Annotated in this window: 14 protein-coding genes and 1 riboswitch; of the genes, 6 read left to right on the top strand and 8 right to left on the bottom strand. The window is 72.3% G+C overall.

The genetic code is table 11. The annotated features are described in order from the left end of the window. Position 1: 1 nt before the first annotated feature. Positions 2–577 carry a TerD family protein gene (locus tag LIU39_RS12785; RefSeq protein WP_227046785.1) on the bottom strand — a complete coding sequence of 192 codons (576 nt, stop codon included), beginning with the start codon at positions 575–577 and terminating at the stop codon, positions 2–4. A 203-nt stretch (positions 578–780) separates the two neighbouring features. Between LIU39_RS12785 and arfB the strand changes: the two genes are divergently transcribed. Beyond that, entirely contained in the window at positions 781–1,209 is a 429-nt protein-coding gene (arfB, locus tag LIU39_RS12780; protein WP_227046784.1) for an alternative ribosome rescue aminoacyl-tRNA hydrolase ArfB, read from the top strand. Positions 1,210–1,373: 164 nt separating this feature from the next. Here the strand turns inward: arfB and LIU39_RS12775 are convergent, their stop codons facing one another. Further along, complete coding sequence (locus tag LIU39_RS12775) at positions 1,374–1,934, bottom strand: flavin reductase family protein (protein WP_372463850.1); 561 nt, start codon at positions 1,932–1,934, stop codon at positions 1,374–1,376. Between the two features lie 335 nt (positions 1,935–2,269). Here LIU39_RS12775 and cdgB point away from each other — a divergent pair, with 335 nt between their 5' ends. Beyond that, complete coding sequence (cdgB, locus tag LIU39_RS12770; RefSeq protein ID WP_227046782.1) at positions 2,270–3,949, top strand: diguanylate cyclase CdgB; 1,680 nt, start codon at positions 2,270–2,272, stop codon at positions 3,947–3,949. Between the two features lie 243 nt (positions 3,950–4,192). After that, on the top strand, positions 4,193–5,104 hold the full coding sequence (locus LIU39_RS12765) for a carbohydrate-binding protein (RefSeq protein WP_227046781.1): 912 nt from the start codon (positions 4,193–4,195) through the stop codon (positions 5,102–5,104). Between the two features lie 21 nt (positions 5,105–5,125). On the opposite strand, the gene LIU39_RS12760 is transcribed toward LIU39_RS12765, so the two are convergent. From LIU39_RS12760 to LIU39_RS12750, 3 genes are all read right to left on the bottom strand, one after another. Then, a complete protein-coding gene (locus LIU39_RS12760) occupies positions 5,126–6,058 on the bottom strand; it encodes a 1-phosphofructokinase family hexose kinase (RefSeq protein WP_227046780.1) in 933 nt (310 codons plus the stop codon). 232 nt (positions 6,059–6,290) lie between these two features. Then, positions 6,291–7,493 carry an N-acetylglucosamine-6-phosphate deacetylase gene (gene nagA, locus LIU39_RS12755; RefSeq protein WP_227046779.1) on the bottom strand — a complete coding sequence of 401 codons (1,203 nt, stop codon included), beginning with the start codon at positions 7,491–7,493 and terminating at the stop codon, positions 6,291–6,293. After that, positions 7,493–8,425: an ROK family protein gene (locus tag LIU39_RS12750; protein ID WP_227046778.1), complete on the bottom strand. Its 933-nt coding sequence runs from the start codon at positions 8,423–8,425 to the stop codon at positions 7,493–7,495. Before LIU39_RS12750 ends, nagA begins: the two co-directional genes overlap by 1 nt. A 283-nt stretch (positions 8,426–8,708) precedes the next feature. On the opposite strand from LIU39_RS12750, the gene LIU39_RS12745 reads away from it, so the two are divergent. From LIU39_RS12745 to otsB, 3 genes are all read left to right on the top strand, one after another. Further along, positions 8,709–9,980 carry an extracellular solute-binding protein gene (locus tag LIU39_RS12745; RefSeq protein WP_443742996.1) on the top strand — a complete coding sequence of 424 codons (1,272 nt, stop codon included), beginning with the start codon at positions 8,709–8,711 and terminating at the stop codon, positions 9,978–9,980. Positions 9,981–10,064: 84 nt separating this feature from the next. Next, the gene (locus tag LIU39_RS12740) at positions 10,065–10,361 is read left to right on the top strand and encodes a DUF3263 domain-containing protein (protein ID WP_227046776.1); all 297 of its coding nucleotides are present in this window, start codon (positions 10,065–10,067) and stop codon (positions 10,359–10,361) included. A gap of 87 nt (positions 10,362–10,448) precedes the next feature. Then, entirely contained in the window at positions 10,449–11,384 is a 936-nt protein-coding gene (otsB, locus tag LIU39_RS12735) for a trehalose-phosphatase (RefSeq protein ID WP_227046775.1), read from the top strand. A gap of 54 nt (positions 11,385–11,438) precedes the next feature. Here the strand turns inward: otsB and LIU39_RS12730 are convergent, their stop codons facing one another. From LIU39_RS12730 to LIU39_RS12720, 3 genes are read right to left on the bottom strand one after another with little or no spacing between them, the layout of a single operon-like run. Further along, positions 11,439–12,470 carry a cytochrome c oxidase assembly protein gene (locus LIU39_RS12730; RefSeq protein WP_227046774.1) on the bottom strand — a complete coding sequence of 344 codons (1,032 nt, stop codon included), beginning with the start codon at positions 12,468–12,470 and terminating at the stop codon, positions 11,439–11,441. 55 nt (positions 12,471–12,525) lie between these two features. Beyond that, complete coding sequence (locus tag LIU39_RS12725; protein ID WP_227046773.1) at positions 12,526–13,983, bottom strand: alpha,alpha-trehalose-phosphate synthase (UDP-forming); 1,458 nt, start codon at positions 13,981–13,983, stop codon at positions 12,526–12,528. Between the two features lie 39 nt (positions 13,984–14,022). After that, entirely contained in the window at positions 14,023–14,988 is a 966-nt protein-coding gene (locus tag LIU39_RS12720; protein WP_227046772.1) for a glucosyl-3-phosphoglycerate synthase, read from the bottom strand. A 172-nt stretch (positions 14,989–15,160) separates the two neighbouring features. Beyond that, a riboswitch (SAM riboswitch) is annotated at positions 15,161–15,323 on the top strand. Positions 15,324–15,337 lie beyond the last annotated feature (14 nt).

The following is a 15,337-nucleotide window of genomic DNA, read 5'->3' as shown; positions in this document are numbered from 1 at the left end:
GTCAGACGTTGACGCCGAAGTCCTGGGCGATGCCGACCAGGCCGGAGGCGTAACCCTGGCCCACGGCGCGGAACTTCCACTCGGCGCCGTTGCGGTACAGCTCGCCGAAGACCATGGCGGTCTCGGTCGCCGCGTCCTCGCTGAGGTCGTAGCGGGCGATCTCGGTGCCGCCGGCCTGGTTGACGATGCGGATGAAGGCGTTCCGCACCTGGCCGAAGTTCTGGCTGCGGTTCTCGGCGTCGTAGATCGAGACCGGGAAAACGATCTTCTCGACGTCGGCCGGCAGGCCCGCGAGGTTGACCTTGATCTGCTCGTCGTCGCCCTCGCCCTGGCCGGTGACGTTGTCGCCGGTGTGCTCGATGGACTGGTCCGGCGTCACCTTGTTGTTGAAGAAGACGAAGTGCTGGTCGGAGTAGACCTTGCCGCTCGGGTTGACCGCGATGGCGCTCGCGTCGAGGTCGAAGTCCGTGCCGGTGGTGGTGCGGACGTCCCAGCCGAGGCCGACCGTGACGGCGGTCAGGCCCGGGGCCTCCTTGGTGAGCGAGACGTTGCCGCCCTTGGACAGGCTTACAGCCATGGGAAGTCCCTTTCCTCATCGAATCGTCGAACCGTCGGGCTTCGTACCGAACTGACGAAGCTACCGTCATCCCTCTCAACGCGCCCAGGGCGTCAGGAGGTTCCAGGCGACTTTACTTTCTTTGCCGAATCCTGATGGCGTGGCGGCCGCGTGCCGACGAAAAGCGGGTGCCCGGCGCCGGGAAACACGGGAACATGGGACACATGTCCGGTCCCTATGTCATCCGCGGTTCGGTCGCCCTGCCGGAGGCCGAGCTGATGTGGCGCTTCTCGCGCTCCTCGGGTCCGGGCGGCCAGCACGTCAACACCAGCGACAGCCAGGTCGAGCTGCGCTTCGATCTCGGCAGGACGCAGGTGCTGCCCGAGGTGTGGAAGGAGCGCGCCCTGGAGCGGCTGGCGGGCCGGCTCGTCGACGGCGTGCTGTCCGTACGGGCGTCCGACCACCGCTCCCAGTGGCGCAACCGCGAGACCGCGGCCGTCCGGCTCGCCGCGCTGCTGGCGCAGGCGACCGCGCCGCCGCCCAAGCCGCGCCGCAAGTCGCGGATTCCGCGGGGCATCAACGAACGCCGGCTGCGCGAGAAGAAGCAGCGCGGCGACACCAAGCGCGGCCGCTCGGGCCGCGACTGGGGCTGAAAGAGCCGGGGCCTGCGGAGCGCCGCATCACGGGCGGAGCCGTCCGTGCGCGTATCCGTATGCCGAACTCATCGATGTGCGCACGGCGTGCCGGCCCGAGCCGTCCGTGCGCGCACCCGTACGCCTCGCGCGCGCCCGCATCCGTACGCCTCCACCGCGGCAATTCACCCCAAATGCCGGTATTTTCCGCGGAAGTATGTGAGCGGTCCGGCGTCCTCGCCCGGTGCCGACGCCGTCAGGACGCGGCCGATGACGAGGGTGTGATCGCCGGCCACCACCCGCTGTTCGGTGCGGCATTCCAGGGTGGCGAGCGCGCCGCCGATGAGCGGTGCGCCGGCCGCTTCGCCCCGTACGTGGGGAAGGTCGGCGAAGAGCAGTCGGTCGCTGATGCGGCCCTTCATGGCGAATCGCCCGGCAATCTGCCGTTGATGCTCCGACAGGACCGACACCGCCCATAGCGGCTGTTGCGCCAACAGGTCGTCCATCCGGGAGTCGTTGCGAACGCTCACCATCACCAAGGGTGGGTCCAATGACACGGAAACGAACGCCGTGGCGGTCATGCCGACGTCCTCGCCGTGCGGTCCTTCGTCCGGGGCGTGTGCGGTGATCAGCACCACGCCGGCGGCGAGGCGGGACAGGGCGGCTCGGAACTCGTCGTCACTCACCCCACCAGAATGGGGGATCGGCGCTCCGTCCGGCACGGATGCGGTGGTGACGGCGGGGATACCGGCGGATGCGGCGGCAGGGCTTTTCGTGAACACGCCATGAACGCTAACGTCATCCGCCCCGAGGGCGCATCGGGCCCGGGAACCACCCGCGTCCTAGGTCTGACGGCTGAGACGGCCGACGCCGGAATTTGCTTTCAGGAAGTGCAGGAACGCTCCTGGCGGGGTTCCCGGGGACGTCGTCAACTACACTTCACGTTCTGTGACTTGAGTCACAGCGCACGGTAATTGTTGACCCTGTGTACCGAGTGGGCAGCTCACTGTGATTCAGTGAGCGTGGAATCGGACGATAAAGAATCCTGGAGTTGCTGTCGAGGTCTCAGGGAGAGCGAGCGATGGAGGCCGAGTCGGAGCCGTACGTCCGTCTTGCGACCCTGCGGCAGCTGCACCAAGTGGTCGCCGAGCTGAATACCGCACGTAGCCTGGCGGACACCTTGCAGATCGTCGCCGACGGGGCGACCACGGGGCTGGGCTACGAGCTGGCCGCGGTCAACCTCGTCCGCCCCGACGGCGATCTCGTCGTCGCCGCGGTGGCCGGCAGCGCGGGTGCCGAAGCGCTGATGGCCGGGCGGGTCGGCTCGCGCAGCTCCTGGGAGCGCCGGCTGGCCATGGGCGAGCGGTGGGGCGAGCTGTGCTTCATCCCGCACACCGAGGGCTGGGTGCTGGACGACGACGACGTCCCGCAGTGGCACACCGCGGGGCCCGCGCCCCGCTTCGCCGACGAGTGGCATCCGATGGACCGGCTCTTCGCCCCCATGTACGCGGCGGCCAACGGCAGCGGCGAACTCCTCGGAGTGATCTCCGTCGACCGGCCGCGCAACGGCCGCCGCCCCGGCGCCTGGGGCCAGGAGGCGCTCCAGATGTACGCCTTCCAGTCCGCCATCGCGATCAGCAACGCCCGGCTGCGGGCCAACATGCAGCGGGCCCTGGTCCGGCTGGAGCGCGAACAGCAGGCGCTGCGGGCGAGCGAGGAGAGCTTCCGGCAGGCGTTCGAGTACGCGCCGAGTGGGATGGCGGTGGCCGAGATGGGCGGTGACCAGCACGGCAGGCTGCTGCGGACCAACGACGCGCTGTGCCGGCTGCTGGGCCGCCCGGCGTCCGCGATGCGCCGCTACTCCTTCTCCGACCTCGTGCACCCCGAGGACATCGGCACCCTGCTGCGCACCTCGGCCGAGGGCGGCAGGGCGGAGCTGCGGCTGGCCCGCAGGGACAGCACGTACGTATGGGTCTCGCTGCGCAACTCCGTCGTCGCCGACACCGCCGACGGGCCGCGGTTCCTGCTCACGCACGTCGAGGACATCGAGGACCGCAAGCGGCACGAACTCCAGCTCGCGCACCGTGCCAGCCACGATTCGCTGACCGGCCTGCCCAACAGCGCCGAGCTGCGGGCCCGGCTCGGCGCCCGGCTGTGCGGCTGCCCGCCGGGCTCGCCCGCCGACGCGTACGCGGTCTCCGCCACGGTCTTCGCCGACCCGTCCGATCCGCACGGTTTCCGGGTCGACGACGAGGCGTTCGACGGTCTGGAGGGCATGGAACGGTCGGTGGGCGGCCCGCTGCCCTACGACCATCACGTGCACACCATCGCGCCGACGGACGGCCCCGCCGACGACGGCTCCAAGGGCCTCGCCGTCCTCTTCTGCGACCTCGACGGCTTCAAGTCGATCAACGACAGGTTCGGGCACCACACCGGCGACGCGGTGCTGATCGAGGTCGCCAGGCGGCTGACCAGCGGCGTGCGGGACGGCGATACGGTCGCCCGGCTCGGCGGCGACGAATTCGTGGTGCTGGCCGACGGTCTCGGCACCGCCGACGCCCAGGACCTCGCGGTACGGCTGCGGAACGCGATCATCCCGCCGATCCGGGTGGACGGCCGCGCGGTGCGGGTCGGCGCCAGCTTCGGGATCAGCTGGGCGAGCTGCGGAATGTCGGCCGAGGAGGTCCTGGCCTCGGCCGACCAGCGGATGTACGTGGAAAAGCGCTCCCGGTCGAAGGCGAAAGGGCGGGCGGCGGGCTGAGGCGCCGGGCCCCGGAGCGCGTCAGGTTGCCGCGTATCTCACACCCGCGGCATCGCTCCTCCTCACACCGGTCGTTCACCGATCCGTAGCGATCTTGTGGCTGGACGGACCCGGCGTGGGCCGGTGCCGAAGGGGTAGGCTGCGCCGATGCGGCGCGGCGCCGCCGGGGGCCCGAAAAACAGTTCACGCAGACATCTGCGAATGCGTACGGATGCGGTACAGATCGCTGGGGAGTGACACGGAATGACGGCCGGCAACAATGGCGCGGACACGCCGGAGAACGACGACCCGTTCGCCTACCTCTACCGCTCGGAAGGCGGCGAAGGCGGCGCGGGAGCGACGGGCGACGGCGGGACGGCGCGGCAGCCGGGAGTCCCGCGGACCTCTTACAACCAGGTGCGCGCGGTCGGCGAGCGGCAGTACGGCGGCCAACAGGCCCCCCAGCAGCCCGCGTACGGCCGGCCGCACGCCAACTACGCCGCTCCGGAGACGCTGCCGGGCGGCGAGCCTCCCCGTTCCGGCCGGCCGCCCCAGGGCCAGGAGCCGCGTCGCAGCCACAAGGGCCTGCTGATCGGCGCCGTCGCGGTGGTCGCGGTGGTGTGCATAGGCATCAGCGTCGCGATGATCACCAACAACAAGGGCGACAGCACCGACGACCAGGCGGGCAAGAAGGAGCCGACGGCGAGCGACTCCGTCAAGCCCACCGACAAGCCGTCCGACAAGCCCAGCGACGCCCCGCTCCCCAAGGACGACGCGGGCAGCCTCAAGCTCCAGGGCGGCGCGACCACCACGAAGGACCTCCCGGGCGCGCGCTCGGCGGGCGGCACGTACGTCGCGGGCATGAACAACCAGGGCGCGTCCGTGACGTGGACGCTGGACGTCCCCGAGCCCGGCGCCTACAAGATGTGGGTCGGCTACAACGTGCCGGGCGAGGACGAGAACCTCACGGTGACGGTCAACGGCAAGGCGCAGTCGCGGCCGGTGAGCATGGGCAACTTCGCGAACGCCGAGAAGGGCTCCTGGGACAGGTGGACCAAGACCTGGGCGCGCGTCGACCTGGACAAGAAGAGCGGGAACACCGTCATGCTGTCCTGCGAGGACGGCAACAAGTGCGATGTGAACATCGACCAGATCTGGCTGGAGAAGAAGCTCTAGCAGACACCCGGGTCTGCCGCCTCATGTGGCCGGAACCGGATGGTCCGTCACTTTCACGCGCGGCAGCAGCTCTTCGTAGGTCGCCGCGTCGAACTCACCGGCGGCGGGGGCCCGTACGGTCGCGGCGGACAGGGCCACCGCGCGGGTGAGCCGGTCCGGCCAGGGAAGCCCTTCGACCAGGCCGGACAGCAGACCGGCCACCGCCGAGTCGCCCGCGCCCGTGGGGTTGCCCGCGATGCGGCGGGGCGGGGCGGCCTGCCAGGTGCCGTCGGGGGTGACCGCGAGCATGCCGTCGGCGCCCAGGGAGGCGACCACGGAGTGCGCACCGCGGCGGCGGGTTTCGCGGGCGGCGCGCAGCGGTTCGGTGGAGCCGGTGAGGGCGGCGAGTTCGTCGGCGTTCGGCTTGGCGAGGTCGGGGCGGGCGGCGAGGCCGCGGCGCAGCGGTTCGCCGCTGGTGTCCAGGAGGACGGGGACGCCGGCGGCGCGTGCGGCCCGGGTCAGCCGGGCGTAGACGTCGACCGGTACGCCGGGCGGCAGGCTGCCGCAGAGCGCCACCGCCCGTGCGTCGCCCAGGAGTTCGCGGTAGGTGCCGAGGAAGGTGTCCCATTCGGCGGGGGATACGGTCGGGCCCGGTTCGTTGAGCTGGGTGGTGTCGCCGGATGCGGTGTCGACGACGGCGATGGTGCGCCGGGTGGTGCCGCCGACCGGGAGCAGTGCGTCGGTGACGTCGGTCTCCTGGGCGAGCAGGGTGCGCAGCGCGTCGCCGGTGGCGCCGCCGGCGAATCCGGTGGCGACGGTGCGGTGGCCGAGCGCGGTGAGCACCCGGGCGACGTTCAGGCCCTTGCCGCCGGGGCGTTCGACGACCTCGGTGACGCGGTGTGTGGTGTGCGGGCGCAGCTGCGGTACCCGGTAGGTGATGTCCAGGGCGGCGTTCAGCGTGACCGTGAGGATCATGGTTCCCCCTCCCGCGCCGTGCTCGGACGGCTGTGCCGATGGGGCAGCCGCCGGCCGGGCAGTGGTTGGCCGGACGGCCGTCGGGCGGACGGCCGCTGGTCTGGCAACCGCGCTCGGCGGCCGCGTACGGACAAGTGCGCGAGCGATCATGCCATCGCGGACGGCGGTTGGCCCAGACCCGGGCCGACCGCCGTCCGCTGAACGGCGGTTCGGCCCGCGCTCCTGCGGTCCGTCAGACACCGGCCGGGCGGACCACCCATTCACCGCGGCGCATCACGCCGGCCACTTCGTGGGCGGCGTCCAGGACCACCAGGTCGGCGTCCTTGCCGGCTTCCAGGGAGCCGGTGCGGTCGTCGATGCCCAGGAGGCGGGCCGGGTTGGCGGACAGGGCCTGTACGGCCTGTTCGACGGGGAGCCGGTCGAGGGTGACGGCGCGGCGGAAGGCGCGGTCGAGGGTGAGCGTGGAGCCGGCGATGGAGCCGGCCGTGGGGCCTTCGCTGATCCGGGCGACACCGTCCTTGACCTCGACCCGCATCGGCCCGAGCGGGTACATGCCGTCGGTCATGCCGGCCGCGCCCATGGCGTCGGTGATGAAGGCGACGCGTCCGGCGCCCGCGTCGCGGAAGGCCATCTCCAGGACGGCCGGGTGCAGATGGGTGCCGTCGTTGATCAGCTCGACGGTGACCCGCTCGTCCTCCAGGAGGGCCAGGACCGGTCCCGGTGTGCGGTGTCCCAGGGCGGGCATGGCGTTGAAGAGGTGGGTGGCGACGGTGGCGCCGGCGTCGATGGCGTCGCGGGTGGCGTCGTACGTGGAGTCGGTGTGGCCGACGGCGGCGATCACTCCGGCGTCGGCGAGCAGCCGTACGGACTCCAGGCCGCCGGGCAGTTCGGGGGCGATGGTCATCATCCGGGCGGTGCCGCGGGCGGCGTCGACGAGCTTGCGGACGTCGGCCGGGTCGGGGTCGCGCAGCAGCTCGGGCTGGTGGGCGCCGCAGCGGTGCGGGGAGATGAAGGGGCCTTCGAAGTGGATGCCGGCCAGGTCGCCCTGCTGGACGAGTTCGGCGAGTACCGCGGCCTGCCTGCCGAGTTCGTCGAGGTCGCCGGTGACGGTCGAGGCGACCATCGAGGTGGTGCCGTGCCTGCGGTGCGTGGCGGCGACGGTCAGGCACTCCTCGGGGTCGGCGGACGAGAAGGAGCCGCCGCCTCCGCCGTGGACGTGCATGTCGACGAAGCCGGGGACGATCAGATGGCCCGTCAGGTCGATGGCGGTGCCGGCCGTTTCCGGGTCGCCGCCGCGGCTGGACACGTCGGCGATGCGGCTGCCTTCGACGGTGATCCGGCCGCCGTCGACGACGCCGGACGGCCGGGCGATGCGGGCGCCGGCCAGAGTGGTGCGCCGGCCGTCGGCCCGTCCCGCGGATTGTTTCTGTGCCATCAGGCCGATACCTCCGTGGAGAGAAGATCCCAGGCGAGCAGTCCTGCGCCCAGGCAGCCGGCGGCGTCCCCGAGGGCCGCCGGAACGATCGAGGGGAGGCGCTGGAAGGTCACGCGGCGGCGGACCGCTTCGCGCAGCGGCACGAAGAGCGTGTCGCCCGCTTCGGCGAGGCCGCCGCCGATGATCAGCGTCTGCGGGTCGAGCAGGGTGAGTCCGGTGACCAGGCCGTCGGCGAGCGCGTCCACGGCGTTTTGCCAGACGGCGGCGGCGCGCGGGTCGCCGGACGCCACGGCCTTGGCGGCGTCCGCGGCGCCGGCCTCCGGGTCGCCGCAGGCCGCGGCCCAGTCGCGGCCGATGGCTGCGGCGGAGGCCAGCGCCTCCAGGCAGCCGCGCTGTCCGCAGCCGCACGGCGGTCCTCCGGGCCGTACGACGATGTGGCCGATCTCGCCCGCGCTGCCGTGTGCGCCGGTTTCGATGCGGCCCTCGATGCCGATGGCGCCCGCGATGCCGGTGCCCAGCGGCACGAACAGGAAGCGTCCGGCGCCCTGGCCCGCGCCGATGCGGCCTTCGGCGAGGCCGCCGGTGCGGACGTCGTGGCCCAGTGCGACGGGCACGCCGCCGAGGTGTGCGGACAGCAGCGCCCGCATCGGGACGTTCCGCCAGCCGAGGTTGGCGGAGTAGACGGCGAGGCCGGCGGCTTCGTCGACGATGCCGGGGACGGCGACTCCCGCGGCGGCGGCCGTGCTGCCGAACCTGGTTTTGCCGATGTCCCGCAGTTCGGCGGCGAAGCCGAGGACGGCCTCGACGACGGCTTCGGGGCCGTGCTCGCGGCCGGTGGGGCGGCGTGCTTCGTAGAGGAGGGTGCCGTCCGCTCCCGCGAGGGCGGCCTTCATTCCGGTGCCGCCCACATCAAGGGCGATGACGTGTCTCACGGGAACAGTTTCGCGCGATCCGGCATGAAAGGTCTAGTCCACTCGCCGTACCGCCTGCTGTTCGCCGGGAATTATCCTTGGTGTTACCCCATGATTTATTTGACGCAAAACCGCTGTGACCTGCGCCTCCCCGGGGCGATACCCCAGCGATACGGGAGGTGGTGTAGACCTTGTGACGGCACGCGGGGGAGACTCGCTGCCCATGCCGGTGGAGGGCGATCCCTGAAGCCGTACGGCAAACCGGGTACTCACACATCATTCGGGACAAAGGGCGGTAATAGCGGTGCAGCGGCGGTACGTGACCTTGGCGGCGGCGGGACTCGCCACCGTCATGACTCTGACCCTGACCGCCTGTGACGGAGGTCCGGGCGGCGACGGTGACGTCACTCTCAAACTGGTCGCGGCGGACTACGGCGACGGCAAGTCCAACAGCTCCCAGCACTACTGGGACGAACTGACCAGCGCCTTCGAGAAGAAGAACCCCGGCATCAAGGTCGACGTCGACGTCTACAGCTGGACGGAGGTCGACAAGAAGGTCGCCGCCCTCGTCAAGGCCGGCCACGCACCCGACCTCGCACAGATCGGCGCGTACGCCGACTACGCGGCCAAGGACCAGCTCTACAGCGCCGACCAGCTGCTCTCCATCCCGACCCAGGCCGCTTTCACACCCGCGCTCGCCGAGGCCGGCGAGTACCACCGGATCCAGTACGGCATGCCGTTCGGCGCCAGCACCCGCCGCCTCTTCTACAACAAGAAGCTCTTCGCCGATGCCGGCATCACAGAACCCCCGCAGACCTGGGACGACGTCGCCAAGGACGCCGCGCTGCTGAAGGCGCACGGCGTCAAGATGCCCTACGCGCTGCCGCTCGGCCCGGAGGAGACCCAGGCCGAGACCATGATCTGGATGCTCAGCGGTGGCGGCGGCTACACCGACAACATCGGCAAGTACACGATCAATTCGCCGGAGAACGTCAAGACCTTCGACTGGCTCCGGAAGAACCTCGTCGGCAAGGGCCTGACCGGCGGCGACCCGGCCGCCCTCAACCGCGAGGCCGCCTTCCGGGCGTTCGCCGACGGTGACGCCGCCATGCTCAACGGCCACCCGACCCTGATGAAGCAGGCCGCGGCCAAGGGCATCGACTACGGCACCGCCGACCTGCCGGGTGTCAACGGCAGGGCCAAGGCGACCATGGGCGTCGCCGACTGGATGATGGCGTTCAAGCAGAACGGCCACCGCAAGGAAGCCGGCAAGTTCCTCGACTTCGTCTACAGCGACAGCAACGTCCTGACGTTCTCGCACGACTACGGGCTGCTGCCGGTCACGACCACGGCCTCCCAGAAGATGGCCGCCGACGACAAGTTCAGCAGCCTGCACAGCTTCCTCAAGCAGCTCCGCGACGCCGAGTTCTACCCCGCGAACAAGATCTCCTGGCCGATGGTCTCCAAGTCCCTCAAGGCGAAGATGGGCGCGGCGGTCGGCCCCAAGGGCGACCCGCAGAGCGTGCTCACCGAGCTGCAGAACGCCGCGGACGCGGCCGACAACACCAGCGAGTGACCACCCGCGCCCCCGGCGGGCATCCGGCACTGTCGGACCGTGGGCTTATCGTGGAAACGTGATGACGAGCGGTACGGACGCGTGATGACCAGCGGCGCGGGAGGCGGCGCGGACGGCGGCGCACCCGAGGCGGACGGCGCGGACGACGGCGAAGCGGGCGGGCTCTCGGCCAGGGACGAAGCGGTGCTCGCCGTGGAGCGCCGCTCCTGGCCGTCGGCAGGACCCAAGGAGCGCTACATCCGCGAACGGCTCGGCCTCTCGCCGACCCGCTACTACCAGCTCCTGAACGCCCTGTTGGACGACGTACGGGCACTGGAGCACGATCCGGTCACCGTCAACCGCCTCCGCCGGATACGCGCCGCCCGCCGCACCCGGCGGTGAAGGACCGGGCCGGAGCCCGCCGCCCGGCCCGCTCCAGGGCGGCGCACACCCGGCGCACCACGCCGCCCCACCGGTAGGCTCGGCACCATGGGCAGCTCCCCGAACGCCGCACCGGACCCGCAGGAATCCGCCCCCCAGGAACCCGCCCCGCCGGGCCCCGCCGCAGGCCCCCGCCCCCTCCCCGAGCCGAAGACCGCAGCAGGCCGGGCCGGTCTCGCCGCGCTGCTCGCCGAGCCGCAACGCACCGTGATCGCCCTCGACTTCGACGGCACCCTCGCCGACATCGTCCCCGACCCGGAAAAGGCCCGCGCGCACCCCGGCGCCACCACCGCACTCGGCCGCCTCGTCCCGCGGCTGCGCGCCGCCGCCGTGATCACCGGCCGCCCGGTCGCGGTCGCGGTCCGCCTGGCCGGCGTCACGGGCGTCCCGGGCCTGGACCACCTCGTCGTGCTCGGCCACTACGGCGCCGAGCGCTGGGAAGCCGCGAGCAACACCGTCCACGCGCCCCCGCCGCCCCCCGCCTTCGCCGCCAGGGCGGCCGAACTCCCCGGCGTACTGGCCGCTTCCGGCGTCTGGCTCGGCCCCTGGACCGCGACCGCGATCGAGACCAAGGGCGGCCGCGCCCTCGCCGTGCACACCCGCCGCGCCCCGGACCCGCAGGGCGCCTTCGACCGGCTGCGCGAGCCGCTGTCCGTGCTCGCCGCCCGCCACGGCCTGATCGTCGAACCGGGCCGCCTCGTCCTGGAACTGCGCCCACCGGGCATGGACAAGGGCGTCGCCCTCACCGACTGGGTCCGCGAGACCGGCGCCCGCACCGTCCTCTACGCGGGCGACGACCTCGGTGACCTCGCCGCCTTCGACGCCGTCGAACGCCTCCGCGCCGACGGCCTCACCGGCCTCCTGGTGTGCAGCGGCAGCACCGAGGTCGCCGAACTGGCCGACCGCGCGGACCTGGTGGTCGACGGGCCGGAGGGTGTGGTGGCGCTGGTCGACGGGCTGGCGGACCGGCTCGCGGACCGCTGACGTGACCGTGACGGGGCGGCCGTAGCCCGGCCGCCCTCACCCGCACCGCCCGGGTCAGCCGCCCCCGCCGTGCCGCCGGAAGCGCTCGCCGACCGCCCCCTGATCGGTCTCCCACCACGGCCGCGTCAGCTCCGGCTGCGCCACGCCGGGCACACCCGCCGCGTCCGGCACACCCGCAGCGGCCGCCTCGCCCGCCACCGCCAGCTCGCGGTCCAGCCGGGCGTCCAGCGCCTTCGTCCTGGCGCGCTCGGACCGTACCCACTCCGCGAACACCGCGATCAGGAACGGCAGTCCGACGACCTCGGCGATGGTCAGCATCAGCCCGCCGCCGATCATCTGGTCGCGCTCCGGGCTCGGATCCCAGGGCCGGTGCCGGGTGGCGTACCAGCCGCCCGCGATGACGGTGCCGCTGGTCATCACGACGATGCCGGGCACCGCGTCGACCAGCCCGTCGACCAGGACCAGCAGCGCCCGCACCGGATGGCTGCACCACGACGGCAGCAGCGCCTCACGGGTGAGCAGCGGCAGGACGAAGAGGCTGCCGACGACCAGGAGTTGCAGGTACATCAGCTCGTGCAGCGGGCTGTGCCGCAGCGCCGTCGGAAAGTACGGCGTGAAGTAGATCGCCAGCTCGGACGAGAGCACCAGCACCGTGCTGACCAGGGGGAAGGTCAGCAGTCTCAGGGCACGGCCGGTCAGCCGCGCCCGCAGCCACCGGGCGGCGGGACGTTCGTAGGGCAGCGCCCGCAGCGCGAGGGCCAGCGGGTCGCCCAGCGCCAGGCCCAGCGGTGCGATCAGGTCCAGCACGACGTTCTGCACCGCGGCCGGCCAGAACAGCTCGTGATCGTAGACCGCAAGGCCGGACATGGTCGCGGCCACGATGCTGCCGAGCCCGATCACCGCGAAGGCCGCGCTCCGCGCGAGCGGCCACCGTTCGCCCCGCCGCGCGAGCCGGACAAGACCGCAGGCGTAGAGGCCGCCCAGCACGAGCACCAGCGCCAGGGCGTACGGATCGAGCTGCCAGCTGCCGACCAGCCGCCCCGCGGTGAGTTCCGGCAGACCGGCCGCAAGCGTTGTTCCTGTCACGGACCACCACGCTAGACCCGGCCCCGCGACGCCCGCGGAGCGGGTACCCGGGCGGTCAGCAGGACCGGCCCTCCAGTGCCCGCAGCTCCTCCAGCTGCGCCAGGAACCACCGGGCCGGCGGCAGCGCGGTGGCGGCCGCGGCCAGGCGTTCGGTGCGGGTGGCGCGTTCGGCGGCGGGCATCGACAGGGCCGCGTGGAGGGCGTCGGCGGTGGCGTTGATGTCGTACGGGTTGACCGTCAGCGCGTGCTTGCCCAGCTCCTCGTGGGCGCCCGCCTCGCGGGAGAGGACCAGGACGCAGCCCGCGTCGGAGACCACCGGGATCTCCTTGGCGACGAGGTTCATGCCGTCCCGGATGGGGTTGACCAGGGCCACGTCGGCGAGGCGGTAGGCGGCAAGCGAGCGGGCGAAGTCGTCCTTGACGTGCAGTACGACCGGCTGCCAACCGGGCGTGCCGTACTCGGCGTTGACGGCGTCGGCGACCCGCTGCACCTCGGCGGTGTAGTCGCGGTAGACGGCCAGGTCCTGGCGCGAGGGGTAGGCGAAGGCGATGTGGACGACGCGTTCGCGCCATTCCGGGTGATCGGCGAGCAGCCTGCGGTAGGCGTGCAGGCCGCGCACGATGTTCTTGGAGAGTTCGGTGCGGTCGACGCGGACGATGGTCCTGCGGGCCGCGCCGTCGGCCGCGTCGCCGCCCACCTGGGCGCGCAGCGCCGCGAGCCGATCGCCGACGTCCGGCCGGTGCGCCCGCTCGCGCAGGAACCCGGCGTCGGCGCCCAGGCCGTACACGCCGATCCGGGCATCGGCGACCTCGCCCTCCGCGCCCAGCGCGGCCCGGCAGCAGCTCTGGAACGCCTGTGCCCAGCGGCGGGTCAGGAAGTTGGTCCGGTCCGCGCCGAGCATGCCGCGCAGCAGCTGCCGCTGGATGTCGTCGGGCAGCATCGCGAAGTACTCGGCGGGCGCCCACGGCGTGTGGGAGAAGTGCGCGATCCGCAGGTCGGGGCGGAGTTCGCGGAGCATTCCGGGGGCCAGCGCCAGGTGGTAGTCCTGGATGAGGACCGCGGCGCCCGGCGCTGCGGCCTCGGCGAGCGCGTCGGCGAAGGCCGCGTTGTACGCCTCGTAGGCCGCCCACTGCGTACGGAAGTCCGTATCGAAGGCGGGTTCCAGGGGCGTCTGGTAGAGCATGTGGTGGACGAACCACAGGACGGAGTTGGCGATGCCGTTGTAGGCCGCGGCGTGCACGTCGGCGGGGATGTCCAGCATCCGGACGCGCTGTCCGCCGGTGTCGTCCGGGTCGAGGTCGCCGCCGGTGCGCCGTACGGCCGCCCGGTCGCCGTCGCCGAGCGCGGCGCACACCCAGACCGCGTCGGTGTCCGGGCCGATGGCCGAAAGGCCCGAGACGAGACCGCCGCCGCCGCGCTTGGCGGTCAGCGTGCCGTCCGCGGCCAGGGCGTAGGAGACCGGACCGCGGTTGGAGGCGACGAGCACCTCGGCAGACTTGCGTTCGGAGACCATGCGGCGAGAGTAGACGGGCGAGGTGCCGCCCGCGCGCCGTCAGGCCGCCCTGCGCTCCGCGTACTCCGGTATTTCGGCCATCGGGGGCCGCTCCTCGGTGTCCACGTCGGTGGTGCGCGGCACGAAGCCGGACGCGCCGCGGTCGAACTGGGTGAGCCGGGGGCGCACCAAGTGGCCGCGGGCCAGGCGGAGTTGGGCGGTGCGGTAGATGGCGGCCGCCATCCGGCCGAGGGCCTGGCCGTCCTGGTGGCGGTGCTTGCGGACCCCGACGTCCACCTGGGCGAGCGCGTCCAGGCCGACCGTGTGCAGCGCGTCCACCAGCAGGCCCAGCTCGACGCCGTAGCCGACCGGGAACGGCAGGCGTTCCAGCAGGGAGCGGCGGGCCGCGTACTCGCCGCCCAGGGGCTGGACGAAGCCGGCCAGCTGCGGCCAGTGGAGGTTGAGGAGGGGGCGCGCCACCAGTTCGGTGACCCGGCCGCCCTGACCGGCCCCGGAGCCAGGGGCGCCGCCGGTCTCCAGCGGCCGGTCGTACATCGCCTTCACGAACTGGATGTCCGGATCGGTCAGCAGCGGGCCGACGATGCCGGAGACGAAGGACGGCGAGAAGGCGCGCAGGTCGGCGTCTATGAAGCAGACGATGTCGCCGCGGGTCGCCAGCAGCGAACGCCACAGCACCTCGCCCTTGCCGGGCAGCGCGGGCAGCCGCGGCAGGACGGTGTCGCGGTGCACGACGCGCGCCCCGGCCGCCGCCGCGACCTCGGCCGTGCGGTCGGTGGAGCCGGAGTCCAGCACCACCAGCTCGTCGACCAGCGGCACGTCGGCGGTCATCAGCGCGGCGCGGATGGCCGCGACGATGGTGCCGACCGTGGCCTCCTCGTCGAGCGCGGGCAGCACGACACTGACCGTCCGGCCGGTCTGCCGCTTGGCGTCCAGCAGCCGCCCGAGCGGGCGGTCGGCAGCCGACCAGGAGCGGCGCTCCAGCCAGCGCTCCACCTCATCCAGCACGTCTTCGACTCCTCGGTGCGCGCCGTGTCAGCGGCGCATGTGATCCATCTCGCGGTTCGGACGACTATCTCAACCGTCAGGGCCTTCGGTTACAGTCTTGAACAACGCGGACGACCGCCGCATGCCGGGGTCACCGCACCACAAACGCCTGGGATTTTGCCCAGTGCCATACCGCTCATCCAGAGGGGCAGAGGGATACGGCCCGTTGAAGCCCCGGCAACCCTCCAGCCGGTCTTGCCGCCAGGACGTGGAAACGTCCCGCGCGCGTGAGGCTCCCGGCTAGGGAAGGTGCCAAATCCGTCTCGTGGCGAGATGCGCCGCGAGGAAGATGAGGAGAAAGGGCCTCCCT

The sequence above is a fragment of the Streptomyces pinistramenti genome, from assembly GCF_020564935.1.
GTDB lineage: Bacteria > Actinomycetota > Actinomycetes > Streptomycetales > Streptomycetaceae > Streptomyces > Streptomyces pinistramenti.
Note: the sequence above shows the minus strand (reverse complement) of the source record. Positions and strands in the feature narration are given on the sequence as shown.

Bases quoted from the DNA above. Each gene is read 5' to 3' on its own strand.
- LIU39_RS12740 (WP_227046776.1), top strand. From the start codon at position 10,065: ATGACCAGCGGCGCGGGAGGCGGCGCGGACGGCGGCGCACCCGAGGCG.
- otsB (WP_227046775.1), top strand. From the start codon at position 10,449: ATGGGCAGCTCCCCGAACGCCGCACCGGACCCGCAGGAATCCGCCCCC.
- LIU39_RS12765 (WP_227046781.1), top strand. From the start codon at position 4,193: ATGACGGCCGGCAACAATGGCGCGGACACGCCGGAGAACGACGACCCG.
- LIU39_RS12760 (WP_227046780.1), bottom strand. From the start codon at position 6,058: ATGATCCTCACGGTCACGCTGAACGCCGCCCTGGACATCACCTACCGG.
- LIU39_RS12725 (WP_227046773.1), bottom strand. From the start codon at position 13,983: ATGGTCTCCGAACGCAAGTCTGCCGAGGTGCTCGTCGCCTCCAACCGC.
- LIU39_RS12785 (WP_227046785.1), bottom strand. From the start codon at position 577: ATGGCTGTAAGCCTGTCCAAGGGCGGCAACGTCTCGCTCACCAAGGAG.
- nagA (WP_227046779.1), bottom strand. From the start codon at position 7,493: ATGGCACAGAAACAATCCGCGGGACGGGCCGACGGCCGGCGCACCACT.
- arfB (WP_227046784.1), top strand. From the start codon at position 781: ATGTCCGGTCCCTATGTCATCCGCGGTTCGGTCGCCCTGCCGGAGGCC.
- cdgB (WP_227046782.1), top strand. From the start codon at position 2,270: ATGGAGGCCGAGTCGGAGCCGTACGTCCGTCTTGCGACCCTGCGGCAG.